Origin of the sequence: Pseudoflavonifractor sp. HCP28S3_F10, from assembly GCF_052065415.1 — a bacterium.
Lineage (GTDB): Bacteria > Bacillota > Clostridia > Oscillospirales > Oscillospiraceae > Pseudoflavonifractor_A.
In genome coordinates, this window is sequence record NZ_JBQHUB010000024.1 from 1 (window position 1) to 19,219 (window position 19,219).

Genomic DNA, 19,219 nt, shown 5'->3' on the forward strand with positions numbered 1-19,219 from the left:
CCCCGACAAAACCACCCGGGGCTTAGACCCGCTGGTGTTAGCCACCAAATCCCCCCCCCCCGCCCCCCCCCCCCCCCCCCCCCCCTATAAAACTCACCCGGGGGCCCCCCCCCCCCCCCCCCCCCGCTTCTGCTCACCGGAGCCCGTGTATGTTTCGGTCCGCCGGTCCCCTGTTACTCAGCCTGCTTCTTTTTCACCGGATAGCAGACCTCCGTCACGAACTCATTGGGGTCGGAGGTCTCATGGGGACTGACATGGTAGATCATAAAGGCGGGCCCGTCAAATTCATAGCCGTTGTCCACCACCCAGCCGGCCACCGACTCCATGACGTCGTTCATCTGGTCATAGGGACCCCTGCAGGTGGCGGTAGCCGCCGTTACCTGGGGCAGGGTCCGGAATTTCACATGCTCTGTGTCGGGATAGCGTCCCCGCACTGTTTTTTGCGCCTCCACGTCCACGTCGGACTCCCTGTACTCCTTGTCGTGGAACACCACGCAGCAATAACATGGCTCGTCCGGAACCAGATTCAGCGCCTCCGTCTCCCCTACCAGCACATCCCATACCATCCCCTCCCTCTCATAGGTGGGAATGGCCATGCGGACAGTGGCGGCGTACCGCTCCGGGAAGGTCTTGAGCGTCACATCATACTTCATGGCTGTGCCATCCTTTCTCAGCCGTTCCAGGGCTGTGTCCAGAAGCCGCAGACGGTATGCCGTCTGTTCCGCCAGCTCCTGCAGTTCGGCCCGCCGGATCCGCAGGTACTGCTGCAGCAGTGCCCCATCGTCCCGGCACAGGAGGATCTCCCGGATGGCGGACAGGCCAAAGCCCATATCCTTTAAGGCGTTGATCCGTCCGGCGATGGGGAGCTGCTTCTCGCTGTAATAGCGGTAGCCGGTGAAGGGCTCGATCTCTGCCGGTTCCAGCAGACCGATCTCATCATAGTGGCGCAGCATCCGAATGCTGACTCTGGACAGTTTTGAAAATTCTCCGATTTTTAACATTGCATACCTCGCAGATCCGCAGGAATTTGAGCTCAGGAGCATTGTAGTCCCTGCCATAATGGGAGAGTCAAGAGGGAACTTCCATCGCACGGCGGATATCCAGGGCAGGCCGCCTCTTCTCCCTTGATTTTTACCCCGTGATTGTATATACTGGTTATTGTATGTATACAGCCTGAACCGGTGTCGCACCCGCCTTACTGTGGGCCTGCCGCCGGTATCTCTATAACAGTTCAAGGAGGAACGGATCTCATGGACGATATCCCCTTGTCCCTGCCCCTTATGCTGGACGGCGCCACCGGCACCGAACTGATGAAGCGGGGCATGCCCGCGGATGCCTGCATGGAGCAGTGGGTGCTGGAGCGGCCCGGCGTACTGCTGGGACTCCAGCGGGAATACGTGGCGGCGGGCGCCAACGTCATTCTGGCCCCCACCCTGGGGGCCAATGCCATCCGGCTGGAAGAGCACGGCATTACCGGGCAGGTGGCCGAGTACAACCGCCGGCTGGTGGCCCTCTCACGGGAAGCCGCCGACGGCCGGGCGCTGGTGGCCGGCGACCTGGGTCCCACCGGCAAGACCCTCTCCCCCTTTGGCGATGACTCCTTTGAGATGCTGACCGCCGTCTATACCGAGCAGGCCCTGGCTCTGGAGCTGGCAGGGGTGGACCTCTTTGTCATCGAAACCTGCGTGTCCATGCCCGAGGCCCGTGCCGCGGTGCTGGCCGTCCGCAGCGTTTCGGATAAGCCTGTCTTTGTGACCTTTACCTGCAACGAGGACGGACGCACCCTTTCCGGCACCGATGTGCTGGCCGCCCTTATCGTCATGCAGGGCATGGGTGTCTCCGCGTTTGGCCTGAACTGCTGCGACGGACCCCAGGTGGTACTGGAGCAGCTCCGCCGCCTCACCCCCTACGCCCGCGTTCCCCTGATCGCCAAGCCCTCCGCCGGCCTGCCCCAGGCAGAGGAGGACGGCCCGGTATACAGCTGCACCCCGGAGGAGCTGGCTTCCTTCGTACCCGATCTGGCCGCCGCCGGCGCCCGGATCTTCGGCGGCTGCTGCGGCGCCGGGGCGGACCACATTGCCGCCCTGAAGCAGGCGGTGGACCGGGTGGACTTTTCCGCATTTCCCGCCGTGGAGCACGATCCCGATGTGATCCCCTGTGCCAGCGAGACCGAGGCCCGCTTCATCACCCCCGATGTGGACGTGGGCGAGCCCATCGAATGCACCTCTGACCTGATGGAGGATATTCTGGAGGCCGAGGAAAACTGTCCCCAGGGCGCGCTGAAGATCGGGATCTGGGAGGAGGATGACCTTCTCCTTTTTGCCGAAAACCAGTATGTCGTCAAGGACGCCCTGTGCATCGCCACCGACGTGCCCGAACTGCTGGAAGGCGCTCTGCGTGCCTTTCAGGGCCGTGCCTTCTGGGACGGCACCGAGGAGCTGGAGGACGATTTCCTCCAGGAAATGCGCAGGCAGTACGGCCTGATCCTGCTGTGATTTTCACGCGCCGCGGACCCCTCCGCGGCGCGTTTTCCGTCCGCCCCGCGGCACAAAATACAGAGATACGACAGAGAGCCGTCAACAAGAGAGGATGCCCGTACATGTACGATACCCACATCTTTCTGGACTTTGAGATGAATCCCATTCCCCGTGAATATAAAGAGGCCCGTGAGCTGGCCCGCAGCGAGATCATTGAGATCGGCGCGGTAAAGCTGGACAAAGACTACCGCCTGGTGGACCGCTACTCCCGCTATGTAAAGCCGGAATACGGTCCCATCCACAAGCGGATCACCCAGCTCACCGGCATTACCGACGCCGATGTGGCCCATGCCCAGCCCTTCGCCCCCGCCATGGAGGAATTCGCCCGCTGGATGGGCGAAGGCCGCGCCCGCATCTATTCCTGGAGCCGCAGCGACCAGTACCAGCTCTACGACGAGAGCTGGCTGAAGGAAGCTGAGCTGCCCTGGCAGCTCAACCAGCGGTGGATGGACTTTCAGGCCGTGTACACCAGGCTCATCGGCCTGTCCCGCTCCAATCCCCTCTCCCTCCAGAACGCCCTGGGCACGGCGGAGTACCGCTTCTCCGGTGACGCCCACCGCGCGGTGCAGGACGCGGAGAATTCCGCCTCCCTGCTGATCCTGGTCAAGGAGGGCCGGCTGGAAGAACAGGCCCGGGTGGTCATGGACGCCATGCGTCCCAAGCAGAATCAGGGCTTCTCCCTGGGCGGGGACGCGGCGGACAAGCTCCGGGCGTACCTGGCCGCCCAGGAGGGGCGGAATTAGTCTGATCCCCCGTTTTCAAAAAAAGAAGCGCTCACCGCACCCGAACGGGCCGCGGTGAGCGCTTTTTCATTCATATGGAGCTGTAACCTTCAGCCCAACAGCAGGTAAACCGCGCCTCCTATCACACCGCAGCCCAGCATGACCAGCACCGGGTCGGGTTTCCAGCGCCGGAGCACCAGCAGCGCCCCCGCGAAGAGGACCACCGCCACGGCGTCCGGCGCGTTCCATGCAAAGCCGCCGGGCCACCACGCCTGTATCAGAAGGGTGAGGCCCGCCGAGGCGATCAAAGCCACGACGGCAGGGCGGATGCCGTACAGCGCCCCCTGCAGAACGGACAGCGTGCGGTAACGGTAGTAAAGAAAGGCCAGCAGGGATACCACCACGCAGGACGGGATCACACACCCCAGGGTGGACACCACCGCCCCCCATGTGCCGGCGATCTGGATACCCACAAAGGTGGCAGAATTGATGGCGATGGGACCGGGGGTCATCTGTGAGATGGTGATGAGGTCGGAAAACTCCGCCATGGTGAGCCAGTGATGCTGCTCCACCACCTGCTCCCGGATCAGCGGAAGGGCCGCGTAGCCGCCGCCGAAGCTGAGCAGGCCGATCTGGAAGAAGCTCCAGAAGAGCTGGAGATAGATCATACTCCGTCTCCCCCTCTCCGATTGCTCCACAGCACTGAGGCAATCCCCGCCGCCGCGCAGCCCAGCAGGATCCAGACCACGTTCAGCTTCTTGGCCAGGACCGCCAGGGCAAACGCAATCACCATCAGCAGGACGGGCAGGATCTTCCGCTTGCGCACGATGTCCCCCGCCATGTCCAGCACCACGCTGGCGATGACGGCGGCCACCCCTGCCTGCATGCCCCGCAGCACCGCGGCGATGATCCGGTTGGTCTTGAAGGCAGCGTAAAAGAGGGACACCACCGACAGGATGAGGAAGGGCGGCAGGATGGTCCCCAGAATGGCCACCAGTGCGCCCAGCGGTCCCCCCACCCGGTATCCCAGCAGGATGGCCGCGTTGACGGCAATGGGGCCGGGGGCCGACTGGGCGATGGCCGTCAGGTCCAGCATTTCCTGCTTTTCCAGCCACCCCAGCTTATCCACAAAGCGCTCCTTCATCAGGGAGACGATGACGTATCCCCCCCCAAAGGTAAAGGCGCTGAGCAGAAAGGTGGAAGTAAAGAGCTTTCCGTACCGCTTCCAGTCACGCTTGTTCAATGATGTCCCTCTTTCTGAGTCAATCTGCGATGATCATTCCCACAGTTTGATGCCGATGCGGTAGGTGTCCGGCGACATGGCCCGCTGGAACGCCTCGTCGGCGTTCTCCAGGCCATACAGGCCGGACAGGTAGGGCCGCACATCCACCAGGCCGTAGCTGAGCAGCCGGGAGGCCGTCCAGAAGCCCTGGCTGGTGGGGCTGTAGGAGCCGGTGATGACCTGCTCGGTATAGTGGATGGAGTTGGGATTGATCTGGATGGGGTCCTTGGGGCTGAAGGAGCCGTAGTACACCATGCGGCCCAGCTTGCCCAGGGCCTTCAGATATTCCTCGGCCAGCGCGGGCACCGGCAGGGTGAAGAAGATCACATGGGCCCCGCGGCCGCCGGTGAGGGCCTTGATGGCCTCCACCGGGTCGCAGTTTTTGGGATTGACGGTCTCATCGGCGCCGCTGGCCTTTGCGGCCTCCAGCCGGGCGTCGTCCAGATCCACCACAATGGTGCGGGCGCCCCGCTTCTTGGCCAGCAGGTTGTGGAGCTGGCCCATGATGCCCGCGCCGATGATGGCCACATCCTCGCTCATGCAGATGTTGGCCCGGTCCAGGCTGCGCAGGCAGCAGGCCACCGGCTCGGCAAAGGCGGCGATGGCGGGCTCCACCTCCTGGTTGGGCAGGTGGTACACCCGGTTCACCGGCAGGGCGATGTACTGGGCCAGGCCGCCGGAGGCGGGGATACCGTCATAGAAGCGCTTTTTGGGGGTGCCGATGCAGTTGTTGTCGTCCCCCCGGTAGCAGAACTCACAGTGGCCGCAGCTGTCCAGGGTCTTGGCCACCACCCGGTCTCCCACATGGAAGGAGGTGACGGTGTCCTCCGGGATGGCGGCGATGGTGCCGGCGATCTCATGTCCCGGGACGAAGGGGAGCTGCATACCCCCGCCGTTTTTATAGATGCGCTGCTCCCAGGTGCAGAGCAGGCAGACGTCGATCTTGATGAGCACCTCATTGGCCTGGGGCTGGGGCATGGTCACGTCCCGGATCTCCACCTGGCCGGGGGCGGTGATGACCAGCGCTTTCATTTTCTCTGCCATGATTTCCTCCTTACAGGCCCTGGATCTCAGAGGCCTTCTTGCCGTTGTGGACCAGGTCCACCAGCGCGCGGGTCACGGCCTCGGGATCGGCGTGCTTCCACACGTTGCGGCCGATGGCCACGCCGGCGGCGCCCACGCTGACGGCCTTCTCGATGCACTCGAAGAGGGCGGGCAGCTCGCTGGTCTTTTCGCCGCCCAGCACGATAACGGGCTGATAGGAAGCCTCAATGACCTGGCGGAACTCCTCCGGGGTGCCGGTGTAGGTGGTCTTGATGATGCTGGCGCCGTACTCACAGCCGGTGCGGGCGGCCAGGCGGACGTTCTCCACCGTCTTGGGCACGGCGTTGCCGAATCCGCCGGGCAGCATCTCAGCCATGACGGGCACGCCCCAGGCATTGCCCTGGGCCGTCAGGGCGGCCACGTTCTTCATGCAGTCCTGCTCGTCAGGCGTGCCGGGGAAGCCGTTGCAGGCCACCGCGTCGGCGCCGATGCGCAGGGCATCCTCCACGCTGTAGAGCAGGCGGGGATGGCCGCTGGCGCTGCTGGGGATGGCGGAGTAGCCGCCGTCGCAGCGCACGATGACGCCCACATCCTGCAGCACATCGGCGTACTTGACGGCGATGCCGTAGGACACCAGCACCGCGTCGGCGCCGCCGGCCACGATGGCCCTGAGGATCTCGCCGGTCTTGTCCAGCGCGGGATTGACATTCATGCCCATACCATGGTCCATAGCAACAATAACAGTGCGTCCGTCCGCTTTAAAAATCCTTCTCAGTCGTTTCATATTCGTCTCTTCCTTTCGTCCCGTTGATTTCTTTTACGCGCAGTTTGGTTCAGATGGCCGCGCCGGTATTGGTATCAAAGAGTTTAGCACGTTTCAGGTCCAGCGTAAAGCCGATCTTGTCCCCTTCGGCCAGGTCCTCGGGAATGCCGGTGCGGCAGCAGATGACCTGGTCGTTCCAGCGGATGTACACCAGGGCGTGGTCGCCCAGCAGCTCGATCTGCTCCACCGCGCCGGGCAGGGGGGCCATCTGTCCGTTGTCCTCCAGCACGATGTCCTCCGGGCGGATGCCCAGGCTGTAGGTCCCGTCTCCGGGCACCGGCGGCAGGCCCCTGACCTCCGTGCCGCCCACGGTCAGAACGCCGTCCTTGCTCACCGCCTCCATGAAGTTCATGGCCGGCGTGCCCAGGAAGCCGGCCACAAAGCTGTTGGCCGGGTCCCGGTAGAGCTCCATGGGGCTGCCGATCTGCTGAAGGGCCCCCGACTTGAGGATGGCGATCTTGTCGCCCATGGACATGGCCTCCTCCTGGTCATGGGTGACGAACACCGCCGTGATGCCCAGGCTCTGCTGGAGGCGGCGGATCTGCTGCCGGGTCTCCACCCGGAGCTTGGCGTCCAGGTTGGACAGAGGCTCGTCCAGCAGGAGCACCTTGGGCTCCATCACCAGCGCCCGGGCCAGGGCCACGCGCTGCTGCTGACCGCCGGAGAGCTGGGTGATGGCCCGCTTCTCCATGCCCTCCAGGCCCACCAACTTGAGGGTCCGCATGACCTTCTCCCGGATCTCGGCGCTGGGCAGCTTTTTCAGCCGCAGGCCGAAGGAGGCGTTCTCATACACGTTCAGATGGGGAAACAGGGCGTAGTTCTGGAACACCAGCGAGGTGGGCCGGCGGTCGGGGGGCAGATCGGTCACATCCGTGCCGCCCATAAGCACCGTGCCTTCGTCAGGCTCCAGGAAGCCGGACAGGATGCGCAGCAGCGTGGTCTTGCCGCAGCCGGAGGGCCCCAGCAGGCAGAGCATCTCGCCCTCTTCAATGGTAATATTTACGTGGTCTACCGCTTTCACGGCTCCAAAGCTCTTGCAGAGCCCTTTCAGTTCAAGCTGTGCCATATCACAGGCTCCTCCCTACCGTCAGATTTTGAATTTATGCAGGCCGATCAGGCGATCGATGACCAGCAGAATAATCAGCGCAAAGACCACCAGCAGGCTGGAGATACAGGTGATGGTGGGTTCCAGACCGTATTCCAGCTGGCTGAAGATGCGTACCGGCAGCGTGACCGACTGTCCGCCCACCAGGAAGACGCTGACCGTAGTCTCATCCAGCGAGACGATGAAGCTGAAGAGGCCGGCCACGATGATGCTGGGCCGTATGATGGGGAAGGTCACCTTCCAGAAGGTCTGCCACGAGCTGGCGCCCAGATCCCGGGCCGCCTCCTCGATGGACACATCGAAGCCGATCAGGCTGGAGAGCACCGTTCGGATGACATAAGTGCTGCTGATGACAATATGCACGCACAGCAGGGCCTTGAAGGAGGCATTCCAGCCGATACGGGCGGCGAAGCGGCAGGCCGCCAGACCGAAGATGACGCCGGGGATCATCAGCGGCGAGAGGAAGAAGGTACGCAGCGCGTTGGTAAAGCGGAACTTGAAGCGGGTCAGCGCCACGGCCACCATGGTACCGAATACCAGCGCCACCGCCACGGCCACAAAGGCCAGACGCAGGCTCACCAGGAAGCTCCTGAGGTACTCGGTCTTTTCCAGCAGGCCCACATACCACTTCAGCGAGAAGCCCTTGGGCGGGAAGTAGACCAGGTTGGCCTCGGTAAAGGAGCTGATGATCACGATGGGCAGGGGGCAGACGATAAACACGACGCCCAGCACCACCCAGCATTTCACCAGCACAGCGCCCACCTTCTCAAAGGCAGTGGAGCAGCTCCGCATGGCGTTCCTGGCGCCCTCCGAGCGCTCCAGGCTGCGCATGAGGGACGCGTAAATGTCATAGAAAAAGTCCTTGATCTTCGCTGTAAACTGGTGCCAGCCGCTGCTGTAGTTCACATTGCGGTACATGCCGGTCCGGTCGTTCATCCGCTCGATGCGGGAGGTCATCTTGTTGTACAGCGTGACCAGGACCAGGCTGACCACCAGCAGGATAATGGCCACTGCCGCCGCGAAGGGCCAGTCCATCAGGGACATGCCCTGCTGATAGACATACATGGACATGGTCATGATGGTGCCCTTGCCCATGAGCTTGGGGGTGATGTAGGAGCTGAAGCTCAGCAGGAACACAAAGAGGCAGCCCGCCACCACGCCTGGCATGCTGAGGGGGAATACCACCTTGCGGAAGGCCTGCCACTTGGAGCAGCCCAGGTCCCGGGCAGCCTCCTGCAGGTTGAAATTGGTGTTCTCCAGCACCGCCTTGATGGACAGGACCATATAGGGTGTGTAGACCTGGACCAGGCCCAGGACGATGCCGGCCTCTTCGCCCAGGAACTTGATGCCCTCAAACCCCAGTATTTTGATGATCTTGTTCACCGGGCCGTTGTTGCCGAAAATGATCATCAGGCCCAGGGTACGGGCCACCACGTTGGTGACCAGCGGGGTAAGCAGCAGCGCCAGCATGATGCTCTTCTTGGTATTGCTGCCCTTGGTCATGGACAGGGCGATGGGATAACCCACAAGGAGGGCCACCAGCGTCGCCACAAAGGAGATGCGCAGCGTACGGATGAGCACCTTCAGGTTATACGGGTCCAGGAAGCGGACGAAGTTGTCCAGATTGGGGTTGGAGTAATCGATCAGGCCGCTGCCCGGGATACCATGGTAGACACACAGCCCGAACAGGTAGAGGATCGGGATAAAAAAGGCGAACAGCAAAATAATGGTGCTCGGCGTGATGAGCAGGTATTTTGCCGGGTTCAGGCGGGAAGCAGAGCGGTTCTTGCGCACAAAGCATACACCTCCATGTGGTCAAACAAAGATCGGTCCGGTGGAAAAGGGGCCGTGGGCCTTCTGGAGAAACAGCATATTCCCACGCAAATATTCACGGAATATTCTCCTGTTCTCCCGGCCGTTTCAAATTCCGGAGCTCCACAAACGCCTGGTAGAGCTCCGCCGTGAGATGGTCGAACCACTGTTCTCCCTGTTCCGCGGTGGCACCCACAGGATTACCCACGGCGCCTGTGTTGGATACGTCCTTTGTCATCCAGCCAAAGGACACTTTCCCCGAGAAATCCACATATCCGCAGCCCTCAAAACAGGTGGGATAGGACTCCCGGAAGTTTTCCCGCTTCACCAGCTCGGGCCGGACATGCAGGATAGCGGAGGTCTCCGCCAGACCGCCGTGGATCCCATACCTGAGTTCATCCGGCGTCATGGCGCAGCCCATTTTGGTCCGGTCGGACGGGAGCCGGGAGGGCTGGATGGAAAAGACGTACATGCCAGTCTCGATCCGGATCTCCCGGGCCATCACATCCAGTACCTCAAAATTTCCTCCGTGGGCATTCAGAAAGACCAGTTTACGGAACCCGGCCCGGGCACAGGAGCGGCCGACGTCCATCAGTACGTCCATGAAGGTCTGGGCCGAATAAGTGATGGTGCCGGGGTAATTGATGTGCTCGTTGCTCTTGCCGTAGGCCATGAGCGGCAGAAACAGCGCCGGATAGTTCTCTTTTTGGAATCGCTCCCGCAGCCGCCGGGCGAATTCCTCCACGATCATACTGTCTGTTCCAAGGGGAAGATGGGGGCCGTGCTGCTCCACCGAGGCCACCGGCTGAATGGCGACACATTCCGGCGCCAGCGCACGGATCTCATCCGATGTATAATCCCACAGGAAATAGGAATCCACGTATTTCCTCCTCTCAGATCCGCCCGGGCCCGGACGGTCACGGTCCATACGTACGCATGCCCCGGATCACTCCCCCAGGCGCCGGAAGGACCGGATCTCCTCAAAGGCCCGGTACAGCATGTCGGTAACGCTGGCGAGCCACCGCTCGCCCTCCTCCGGCGTGGATCCCACCGGGTCGCCCACCGCTCCGTTCCGGGAGATATCCTGGGTCATCCAGCCATAGGACACCTTGCCCGAGAAATCCAGATAATCGCATCCGTCAAAGCAGGTGGGATAATCCTGGGCCATTTTGTCCTCCCGCACCAGCTCGGGGTGGGTACGCATGATGACCGAGGTCTCGATCCGCCCGCCGTGGATCCCCAGCTTGGCCTCCTCCGGCGTCAGCGGACAGCCGATCGTGGCCGGGTCCTCCGGCATCAGAGTGATCAGCGGGTGCAGGGCAAACACATGCATCCCGGTCTCGATCCGCAGCTCGCGGCAGACCACGTCCAGGACCTCATGATTTCCCCCGTGTCCGTTGAGAAAGACCATCTTCTTAAAGCCGGCCCGGGCGCAGGAACGGCCGATGTCCATCAGAACGCTCATGAAGGTCTGGGCCGAATAAGTGATGGTACCGGGATAATTGATATGCTCGTTGCTCTTGCCGTACGGCATCAGGGGCAGAAACAGGCCGGGAAACCCCTCCTCCTGGAACCGCCGGCGCAGCCGCTCGGCAAAGGCGCTGACGATCATGCTGTCGGTGCCCAGCGGAAGGTGGGGCCCGTGCTGCTCCACCGAGGCCACCGGCTGGACGGCGATCAGGCCCCGCGCCGTGTCGCGGATTTCATTGGACGTATGCTCCCACAGAAAAGGCGAATTCATAGATCGACCCTCCAACTGATCAGAATAACCCATCGGCGATTCCAGCGCCGGGTGGGACGTCGGGTAAAAGGCATTCGTGTAGAAAGGCTGTGCGGGGAACCGGACAGCGATTCCCCGCACAGCCGGACGTTACTCAGCTACATGGAAAATATAGTTGCCGTTTAATCCAGGATCATGGTGTTCCACTTCTCGGTCCAGGAGGCCTCGTTCTCGCTGACCCACTGGTTGTCCAGGGCGACCAGCTTGGCCACGTCGTCGGGACCATAGACCACCTTGGCGGCCAGGTCGTCAGGCAGAGTGACGGTGGAGTTGGTGGGGCCATACTTCAGGACCTCGGCATAGCCCTCCTGGCAGGCCTGGGACAGATGATAGTTGATGAAGATCTTGGCCAGGTCGGCGTTCTTGGAGTTCTTGGGGATAACGGCGCAGTTCATGGTCAGAGCGGCGCCCTCCTTGGGATACACAAAGTCCACGGGGATGCCCTCATCGGCGGCAGAGTAGACATAGCCGTTGATCTGGGGACCGATGGCCACTTCGCCGTCCAGGAAGGCCTGGTTGCGCTCAGGGATACCCTCGGTGATCAGGGGGAAGGGCTTGGCAGCGGCCAGGGCCTCCAGCGCGGCGTCGATGTTCTTGGGATCGCCCAGAGCGGTGGCCAGCATGACCAGCGTGGCATTGCCCTGGCTGCTGGGCATGGTGTAGGGGCAGACCAGACCGGCATATTCATCGGAAACCAGGTCAGCCCAGCTGTCGGGAGGAGTCTCGCACAGCTCGGTGTTGTACATCAGGCCGGTAGCCATCAGAGCCACGCCGTAGCCGTCGCCGCACTTGGCGATGTCATACAGGTCGTTGTAGCACTTGACGCCCTCGGGATCGGCGGGGAGAATGACGCCGTCACGGGTGGCCTGCTCGGTCTGGGCCATGTTCAGGTACATGACATCCATGGAGGGATTGTCCACTTCGGCATACAGCTTGCTGTAGCGGTCGCCGGTGCCGCCCAGGATGAGCTCGACCTTGGCGCCGGTCTCTTCCTCGAAGGGCTTCACCACATGCTCACGAACCAGGGTCTCCTGCTCGGCGCCCCAGACGCCGACGACCAGGGTGCGGCCTTCGCCGATCTTCGTCTCGGGAGCCTTGGACTCCGCGGGAGCGGAGGCCTCGGGGGCCTTGCTGGCCTCAGGTGCCTTGCTGGAGGCAGTGCCGCCACCGCCGCAGGCACTCAGCAGCAGGGTTCCGGCCAGGGACAGGGCTACGAGGCAAGATATCCGTTTCTTCATGTTTGTTCCTCCTTTTTTATTTGGTGTCCTTTCTTCTATACGACGGTCGGTCCCTCCCACACCGGGCGGGAAGCGTCCCTTCCGACATATACAGCTTCACGGCATGCTTCCGGCTCAGGCCTTGCGCACGAAGATGGGGGTGGCCCAGGCGGCGTTTCCATTCTCCTGGAGGACCTTGACCCACCACGCCGTCTCCTCCTCCCCGGGCTCGATGGGGAACTCCAGCTCGGCGCTGCAGCGTTTGAGCCATTCCTCCTCGCTTTCGGCCGGGGCCGCCGCCAGCGAGAATTCCACCGAGCAGTTGGGATTGAACTTCACCTCTGTGGGCTTCTCCGTGATCTCAGCCACCGGGATGGTGTGGTTGCCCTGGGGAGAGATAAAGCGGATCTGCGCATCCGGACCGGCCTCCAGAGTGAGGATGACGCCGTCGTAGTCGCCCGAAGTGGTGGAGATCCAGCTCACCGAGGAGGTGCTCCGGGTCTTGATGCCCTGATCCTCCCGGTCGATGCCGTACTCCTGTGCCTCCAGGATACGGCCGCCGTCCAGGTAGAGCTCGCCGGACCACCGGGTGGACTTGTGCTTGCCGCCGGGGATGACTCCCTTCCAGCGGATCATCACCCGGTTGGGTGCCACCGGCCGCAAGGGGATCTCTGCCGCCAGCTGATCCCACTTGTAAATGTAGATCCGCTCCAGCGGTACGGCGCCCACAGCCCTGATCTTCAGCATGGAGGGGCCGGAAAGGGCGATCTCATCACCCATGACAGCCTCTTCCACGCCGGTGTGCAGGTAGATCCGGTCAAAGGTGGATGCGTAGCAGTGGCGGGCGCGGAGCGCCTTCCACACGGCCTCTTTGGTCAGCTCCTCGGCCCAGATGCCGTAGTAGCCCGAGGCCACATCGAACCCGCCCGAGGGGGTCTTGCCGCAACTGGGGAAGAAGAGGCCCAGGCGGCAGGTATGGTCGTCGCTGGAGGCAACAAAGCCCACCTTCAAGCGCCGGCGCATGGCCTCCAGCGCGAACCAGTCGAAGGTACCGTGGTGGGAGTGGACCTCCACCGCGGGGGTAAAGCGTGTGTCCACATAGGCCAGATTGCCGCAGCGGCCGCCCACATGGGGGATGGCGATCACGTCATCCCGCCCGGCCAGCCGCTCCCACAGGCTGGAAATAGGGGTGGTCACCCACTTCGGATCCACATGGGGGGCGGAGAGCCAGTCGCTGCTGGGGTAGAAGGCCTCGCTGTCATCCCGGAAGAAGATGTTGTAGTCGCCTCCCCGCGGGGTGCAGCCCGACCACTCGTAGCCCAGGAAAGTGAGAAAACGTCCCTCCTCCAGATACTCGGCGGTCTTGCGGCGGACCTTTTTCCAGGTCTCTTCGGTGATCTCAAAGTCATTTCCCTGCCATCCGGCCACGTCGATGGCTGCCACGTCGCGGGCGAAGGTATAGTATTCGTCCAGGGTACCGCTGCCCAGAGTATCGGCGTTCTGTCCGTGGAGGTCGCCCCAGAAGAGCTTTTGCCCGCCGGCCTTCTGACACAGGCAGGGATTGCTCACCGCCCGCATGGAGCCGTCCCGGCTGACCACTTCCACATGGAAGGGGCCCTCCCGGTCCACCGTGCAGCCCTCCAGCCGGAGGACGCCGGTCCCGCACTTGGAGAAGTCAGCCTCCCGTGGTAGGGTACAGGCCCCCTGGGGCAGTTCGGGGATGCGCAGGGACACGGTATCCCGGAACCGGGGGGCGGGATTTCCCACCTCATCCAGGCAGCGTACCGTCACCGCGAAGGGCTCGCCCGGCGTCACCGTGCCCGGGACCACCGCCTGGAGGCGGTGGGGCCAGCCGGCCACCACGTCCACCCGCAGGGGTTCACCCACCAGCCGGAACACGCCGGAGCCTGTGGGGTCCACCAGCATGCGGAATTCGTGGTCGTGCTCCTGATGGGACTGGGCCCGGCAGCCGGGGCCGCCCTGGCTGGTGTCTCCCCAGGTGATGGTGATCTCATCCCCCTCGTTAAGGGAGCCCCGCAGCAGGCGGATGAGGATGCTGTTGGTATAGGGCCGCACGAAGCGCTCATAGCTGGCCTGGAACTGAACGTTCCTGGCCGTGGTGGTGATGGTGGTATAGGCATATCCCTTGGGGTCGGTGAACTGCGGGACCTCCCAGTCGCTGACCATTCTCCAGGCCAGCCGGATGGCGCCGGAATCCTCGATGCCGTAAGGTCCGGCCTGATAGCGGAATTTCCAGGTGGATACCGTTCCGGCGGTCACCGGAGCGTCGGGCTCCATGAAAGCCCTGCCCAAAAGGGGCGTCTGCTGTTCCATATCCATTTCCTCCCGCGGGATGCCCGCACAGATGCTCTGTATGTTACTGGTCCAGCGCCTCACGCAGCCGGTACATATCGCAATAGAGATCCTTCAGTTTGGGGTAGAGCCCCTCATATACCTTCCGCAGGGCACAGTACTCTTCCCGATGGGAATCGTCGGGCTCCGCCGTCCGGCGGACCCGGAGCAGGGCCTCCACATCGTCCATGGTATAGGCTCCGGTGCCGTAGGCGGCCAGAAGGGCGCTTCCGAAGGCAGCGCCGTCGTTTTCCTCCATCTGCTCATAGCTCAGCCCGGCGGCGTTGGCCTTGATCTGCAGCCACAGAGGACTGCTGTTGGCTCCGCCCACTGCCCGTACCTTTTCCACCCTGCCGCTCATCAGGTCCAGGTTCTGGGCGATGGCGAAAGCCACGCCCTGCATTACCGCCTGCAGCAGCTGTTTGGGACCGGTGTTGGGCCGCAGGCCCAGAAACACGCCGGTGGCCCGGTCATCGTTGATGGGGGTACGCTCTCCCGACAGATAGGGCAGATAGATGAGATTCACAGGTACCGAGGGATCTACCTCGTCCTGCAGCGCATTCATATCCACCTGGGGGAACAGGCCGCACAGCCAGCGGTAGCTGGCTCCGGTGCTGGAGAGCATGGGCGTCTCCAGGGCCAGGCCGGGCAGCACATGCTCGGAGTGGACGCCGTCCTGCTTCATACACAGGGTCAGACAGGTGGAGGTGCCGGAGCCGTCCACCACGATGCCCTCCCGGACGCCGCCGGAGCCCACCGCCTCACAGAAGGCGTCGATGCCGCCGGGGACGATGGGAACGCCGTCAGGCAGGCCGCAGGCCCGGGAAAACGCCGTCCCGGTCTCCCCCACCTTCTCCCAGGAGGGGAACACCTGAGGCATGACCTCCGGTGGGAAGAAAGGTGCACAGGGAGCCCAGCTCTTTTCCGCCCGGTCATAAAAAGCGATGGTGGAGGCGGTGGAGCTGTCCATCATCCGCACGCCGCACAGCCGGAACAGGATGTAATCCTTGGGGTAAAAGGCCTCCACTCCCGGCCGGAAAATCTCGGGATGGTGGGCATGGAACCAGCAGAGCTTCGCCTCATAGGAGGTGCCGTCCTTGGCAAAGCCGGGGATGCGCTCCCGCAGCATCTGGCTCTCCTCCATGGCCCGCCGGTCCTGCCAGGTAATGATGGGCGTCAGGGCCGTGCCCTCCCCATCCATAAAAACAATACTGGGGCCGTGCCCGTCCAAGCCGATGGCCTCGATATCTTCCGGCTTGACCGGGGTGTTGGCGAAGAGGCCTTCCAGCGCGCCGCGCACAGCCTGCTCCACCATTTGCGCATCATGCTCATAGGGACTGGTGTTTTCCGGGTAGACCCCCTTATACTTATAGCGTTCGTGCTTCGATACCGCCATGACCTTGACGCTGCTGCTTCCGAGGTCGATCCCTAAAAACATACATCATCCCTCCTTGCCTAATTCATTAAACCACAAAAAGCTACAAATTACAACACGTTCTCCATCTCCCAGCACCTCTTTTTTATTACTATCGTATAAAATAGGTAAAAAATTTTGTTTTCTTTTTAGATATTATGATTTGATATTTTTTGGGGTTTTTTTGTTTTGTGAAAAATGTATCAATCGCTGCCAGCACACAAATCCATTGATTTTCCCCCTTGAATTTATTAAAATTTCGTCGTTTTTGACAGTTATCCACATTTTGGGAGCTTTCCCTTGATTTTTTGCTGATCTGTCTTTTCTGGTTCTTCTTTTCGGAATGTCTCTGCCTTTTTTACTTATTTTGTATTTTGTGTGTGGAGAAAAGCACTATTTTAATTGACACAAGCGAAATAGTTCTGTACAATATAACTAAATACACGGTTCAAAAAAGGGGATCGTTTTATGTTAGCAGTCGAACGGATACGCTTGATCCAATGCGCGCTTCAGGAAGAAAAGCAGGTCTCGGTGAGTGCCCTCAGTGCGCGCTTTCAGGTGAGCGAAGAGACGATACGGCGTGACCTGGAGAAGATTACCAAAACAGATCCCACCATCGTCCGGGTCCACGGCGGTGCCTACAAAGCGGAGGTATTCGACAGCGAGATGCCGGTGCAGCTGAGGGAGACCCTGTCGGTGGACCGGAAAAAGGCCATTGCCGACAACTGCATTCCGCTCATTCATGTGAATGATACCATTATGCTGGACTGCAGCACCACCGCGCTCTATCTGGCCATGCTCATCCGCCAGCGGGGGTTCAGCGTAACGGTGATCACCAACTCTCTGCGGATCGTGGAGGTCCTGCAGGACTGTGACCAGATCAAACTCATCCTGGTGGGAGGGCTCTTCCGCAAAAACACCCAGTCCTTCATCGGCTACGACGCCACCGCCATGCTCGCCCGCTACCATGCCGACCGCTGTTTCATCAGCTGCACCGGCATTGATATCAAATTCGGCGTCACCGACAACAGTGAGTATGAGTCCCATGTACGCCAGACCATGATGCAGTGCTCCAAGGAGCGCTTCTTGCTGGCTGACGCCTACAAATTTGGCCGCAGCTTTTTAAGCAAAATGGCGGTCCCCAGCGACTTTGACGCCATCATCTCCGATGTGCAGCCCTCCTCCGAGTGGCTGGTCCATCTGGAGGCCCTGCACACCCGCCTGATCTGCTGAGCGCTCCATACAGATGTACATACAAAAAACAGGATGGTCTGCCCGCGCAGATCATCCTGCTTTTATTCTATCTTCTTCTCCCAGTGAGTTTGTTTATAATGCCTCCGCCGGTCTTATTTGTCAAATTTTTCAGTCCTTTTCCGCTGCCCGGCCCGTCTGCCGCGGGACATGGCCTCCCACTTTACAAAGGAGGAGAAAGCTGTTATAATGCCCCCGACTGGTTTCCACATCCAGTCCAAGCACGGCTGCGGCCGTGTTCGTTCGGCGGGGCAGTCCCCCCGATCCGTTCTCTAAACAAAAAATGGGAGGAAAACTCAATATGCGCAAATTCGACGTCAAACAGCTCACCCTGGCCGCCATGGTGGCCGCCCTGTACACCGTGCTCAGCTACTTCGGCAATATCTTTGGGCTGACCTACGGTCCCATCCAGTGCCGGTTTGCAGAGGCCCTGTGCGTCCTGCCCTTCCTCTTCCCGGCCACGGTTCCCGGCCTGTTCGTCGGCTGCTTCCTGACCAACCTGATGAGCACTGTGGGCCCGCTGGACCTGGTCCTGGGCTCCCTGGCCACCCTGCTGGCCGCCCTCTGGACCGCCAGGATGCCAAACCGCTATCTGGCCCCCCTGCCCCCGGTGGTCTGCAACGGCGTCATCATCGGCGCCATGATCGCCTGGTACGAGGTGGGCTTCGGTCCCGCTTTCTGGGGCGCTTTCGCCTTCAATGCTTTTACTGTGGCTCTGGGCGAGCTGCTGGCCTGTTATGTGCTGGGTTCCATCCTGCTCAGTATCCTGCCCCGGATCCGGTATTTCCGGGATATGATCCCCGCCGGGCGGCTCACCGGCGTGTCCCGGGCCGAATGACATATCAAACCGCTGTTCTCTTGTGGAGGAGGACAGCGGTTTTTTCTGGTCTTTTCCACAAAAACGTGGTACACTGAACACGACCATACCCCATTTGACAGCTGAAGGAGGTCATCTCTTTGAAAGTACGCAAAGCAGTCATTCCCGCCGCCGGTCTGGGCACCCGCATGCTCCCTGCCACCAAAACGGTGCCCAAGGAGATGCTGCCCATGGTGGACAAGCCGGTCATCCAGTATATCATTGAGGAGGCTGTGGCCGCCGGCATCGAGGATATCCTGATCGTCACCAACCGGGCCAAATCGGCCATGGACGACTATTTCGACTACTACCCCGAGCTGGAGACCCGGCTCAACCAGGCCGGCAAGGAGAAGGAGCTCACCGAAGTCCGCCGGGCCGCCGATCTGGCCAACATCTTCTACGTCCGGCAGAAGGAGACCAAGGGCCTGGGCCACGCCATCTGGCGCGCCAAGCGCTTCGTGGGGGACGAGCCCTTCGCCGTGCTGCTGGGCGACGATATCATGCGTGCCAAGACCCCTGTCATCAAGCAGCTCATCACGGCCGCCGAAAAATACGGCGCCTCCGCCGTGGGCGTGCAGAAAGTTGCCACCGAGGCCATCTCCAAGTACTCCTCCGTCAAGGTCTCCCCTCTGGAGGAGCGGGTGTTCTCGGTGTCCGACATGAACGAAAAGCCCCGGCCCGAGGAGATGTTCTCCAACTACGCCATCCTGGGCCGCTACGTCCTCACCCCCGATATCTTCGATATCCTGGAAAACGTCCGTCCCGGCTACGGCGGCGAGATCCAGCTCACCGACGGCCTGCGGGAGCTCTGCTACCGGGACAAGATGGTGGCCGTGGACTTTGAGGGCCGCCGGTACGACACCGGCAACCTCAACGGCTTCCTGGAGGCCACCATCGACTTTGCCCTGGACCACCCCGGCACCGGCCCCTGGCTGAAGAAGTTCATCCGTCAGAAGGCCAGGCAGCTCTAAGCCGGCACATTCCAGAAGGGCCCGCCGTTCCCGGAGAACGGCGGGCCTTTTTC

General features: G+C 61.7%; 17 protein-coding genes and 1 pseudogene. 5 read left to right on the forward strand and 13 right to left on the reverse strand.

What is annotated here, in order from left to right; translation table 11 throughout:
• Window positions 1-173 precede the first annotated feature (173 nt).
• Window positions 174-1,001: a MerR family transcriptional regulator gene (locus tag ACTNBZ_RS10290; protein WP_441209656.1), complete on the reverse strand. Its 828-nt coding sequence runs from the start codon at window positions 999-1,001 to the stop codon at window positions 174-176.
• Window positions 1,002-1,250: 249 nt separating this feature from the next.
• Here ACTNBZ_RS10290 and ACTNBZ_RS10295 point away from each other — a divergent pair, with 249 nt between their 5' ends.
• Complete coding sequence (locus tag ACTNBZ_RS10295; protein ID WP_441209657.1) at window positions 1,251-2,495, forward strand: homocysteine S-methyltransferase family protein; 1,245 nt, start codon at window positions 1,251-1,253, stop codon at window positions 2,493-2,495.
• Between the two features lie 104 nt (window positions 2,496-2,599).
• On the forward strand, window positions 2,600-3,280 hold the full coding sequence (locus ACTNBZ_RS10300; RefSeq protein WP_441209659.1) for an exonuclease domain-containing protein: 681 nt from the start codon (window positions 2,600-2,602) through the stop codon (window positions 3,278-3,280).
• 89 nt (window positions 3,281-3,369) lie between these two features.
• Here the strand turns inward: ACTNBZ_RS10300 and ACTNBZ_RS10305 are convergent, their stop codons facing one another.
• The 12 genes and pseudogenes from ACTNBZ_RS10305 to ACTNBZ_RS10360 all read right to left on the reverse strand — a co-directional run bounded on the left by ACTNBZ_RS10305 (window position 3,370) and on the right by ACTNBZ_RS10360 (window position 16,112).
• Window positions 3,370-3,927 carry a chromate transporter gene (locus tag ACTNBZ_RS10305; RefSeq protein ID WP_441209661.1) on the reverse strand — a complete coding sequence of 186 codons (558 nt, stop codon included), beginning with the start codon at window positions 3,925-3,927 and terminating at the stop codon, window positions 3,370-3,372.
• Window positions 3,924-4,502, reverse strand: coding sequence for a chromate transporter (locus ACTNBZ_RS10310; protein ID WP_441209663.1), 579 nt, complete (start codon window positions 4,500-4,502; stop codon window positions 3,924-3,926). Before ACTNBZ_RS10310 ends, ACTNBZ_RS10305 begins: the two co-directional genes overlap by 4 nt.
• 33 nt (window positions 4,503-4,535) lie before the next feature.
• Entirely contained in the window at window positions 4,536-5,585 is a 1,050-nt protein-coding gene (locus ACTNBZ_RS10315) for a zinc-dependent alcohol dehydrogenase (RefSeq protein ID WP_441209665.1), read from the reverse strand.
• Window positions 5,586-5,595: 10 nt separating this feature from the next.
• Complete coding sequence (locus ACTNBZ_RS10320; protein WP_441209667.1) at window positions 5,596-6,369, reverse strand: class I fructose-bisphosphate aldolase; 774 nt, start codon at window positions 6,367-6,369, stop codon at window positions 5,596-5,598.
• Between the two features lie 49 nt (window positions 6,370-6,418).
• Window positions 6,419-7,027 carry an ABC transporter ATP-binding protein gene (locus ACTNBZ_RS10325; protein WP_441209721.1) on the reverse strand — a complete coding sequence of 203 codons (609 nt, stop codon included), beginning with the start codon at window positions 7,025-7,027 and terminating at the stop codon, window positions 6,419-6,421.
• Window positions 7,004-7,423: pseudogene (locus ACTNBZ_RS10330) on the reverse strand (ABC transporter ATP-binding protein); the annotation flags it as partial. The pseudogene ACTNBZ_RS10330 and the gene ACTNBZ_RS10325, both read right to left, overlap by 24 nt.
• 72 nt (window positions 7,424-7,495) lie before the next feature.
• Entirely contained in the window at window positions 7,496-9,307 is a 1,812-nt protein-coding gene (locus ACTNBZ_RS10335) for an ABC transporter permease subunit (RefSeq protein ID WP_441209669.1), read from the reverse strand.
• 94 nt (window positions 9,308-9,401) lie between these two features.
• On the reverse strand, window positions 9,402-10,205 hold the full coding sequence (locus ACTNBZ_RS10340; protein ID WP_441209671.1) for a creatininase family protein: 804 nt from the start codon (window positions 10,203-10,205) through the stop codon (window positions 9,402-9,404).
• Between the two features lie 66 nt (window positions 10,206-10,271).
• Entirely contained in the window at window positions 10,272-11,066 is a 795-nt protein-coding gene (locus tag ACTNBZ_RS10345; protein WP_441209673.1) for a creatininase family protein, read from the reverse strand.
• Window positions 11,067-11,227: 161 nt separating this feature from the next.
• Window positions 11,228-12,343 (reverse strand): ABC transporter substrate-binding protein, encoded by a 1,116-nt coding sequence (locus tag ACTNBZ_RS10350; RefSeq protein WP_441209675.1) that lies wholly within the window; start codon window positions 12,341-12,343, stop codon window positions 11,228-11,230.
• Between the two features lie 114 nt (window positions 12,344-12,457).
• Window positions 12,458-14,656 carry a DUF3604 domain-containing protein gene (locus ACTNBZ_RS10355; protein WP_441209676.1) on the reverse strand — a complete coding sequence of 733 codons (2,199 nt, stop codon included), beginning with the start codon at window positions 14,654-14,656 and terminating at the stop codon, window positions 12,458-12,460.
• Between the two features lie 43 nt (window positions 14,657-14,699).
• The gene (locus ACTNBZ_RS10360; protein WP_441209678.1) at window positions 14,700-16,112 is read right to left on the reverse strand and encodes a xylulokinase; all 1,413 of its coding nucleotides are present in this window, start codon (window positions 16,110-16,112) and stop codon (window positions 14,700-14,702) included.
• Window positions 16,113-16,556: 444 nt separating this feature from the next.
• Here ACTNBZ_RS10360 and ACTNBZ_RS10365 point away from each other — a divergent pair, with 444 nt between their 5' ends.
• The 3 genes from ACTNBZ_RS10365 (at window position 16,557) to galU (ending at window position 19,166) form a co-directional block, all read left to right on the forward strand.
• Window positions 16,557-17,321, forward strand: a complete 765-nt coding sequence (locus ACTNBZ_RS10365; RefSeq protein WP_441209680.1) for a DeoR/GlpR family DNA-binding transcription regulator — start codon at window positions 16,557-16,559, stop codon at window positions 17,319-17,321.
• Between the two features lie 319 nt (window positions 17,322-17,640).
• Window positions 17,641-18,177, forward strand: a complete 537-nt coding sequence (locus ACTNBZ_RS10370) for a QueT transporter family protein (RefSeq protein ID WP_441209682.1) — start codon at window positions 17,641-17,643, stop codon at window positions 18,175-18,177.
• Window positions 18,178-18,296: 119 nt separating this feature from the next.
• The gene (gene galU / locus ACTNBZ_RS10375) at window positions 18,297-19,166 is read left to right on the forward strand and encodes a UTP--glucose-1-phosphate uridylyltransferase GalU (protein WP_441209684.1); all 870 of its coding nucleotides are present in this window, start codon (window positions 18,297-18,299) and stop codon (window positions 19,164-19,166) included.
• Window positions 19,167-19,219: the final 53 nt, after the last annotated feature.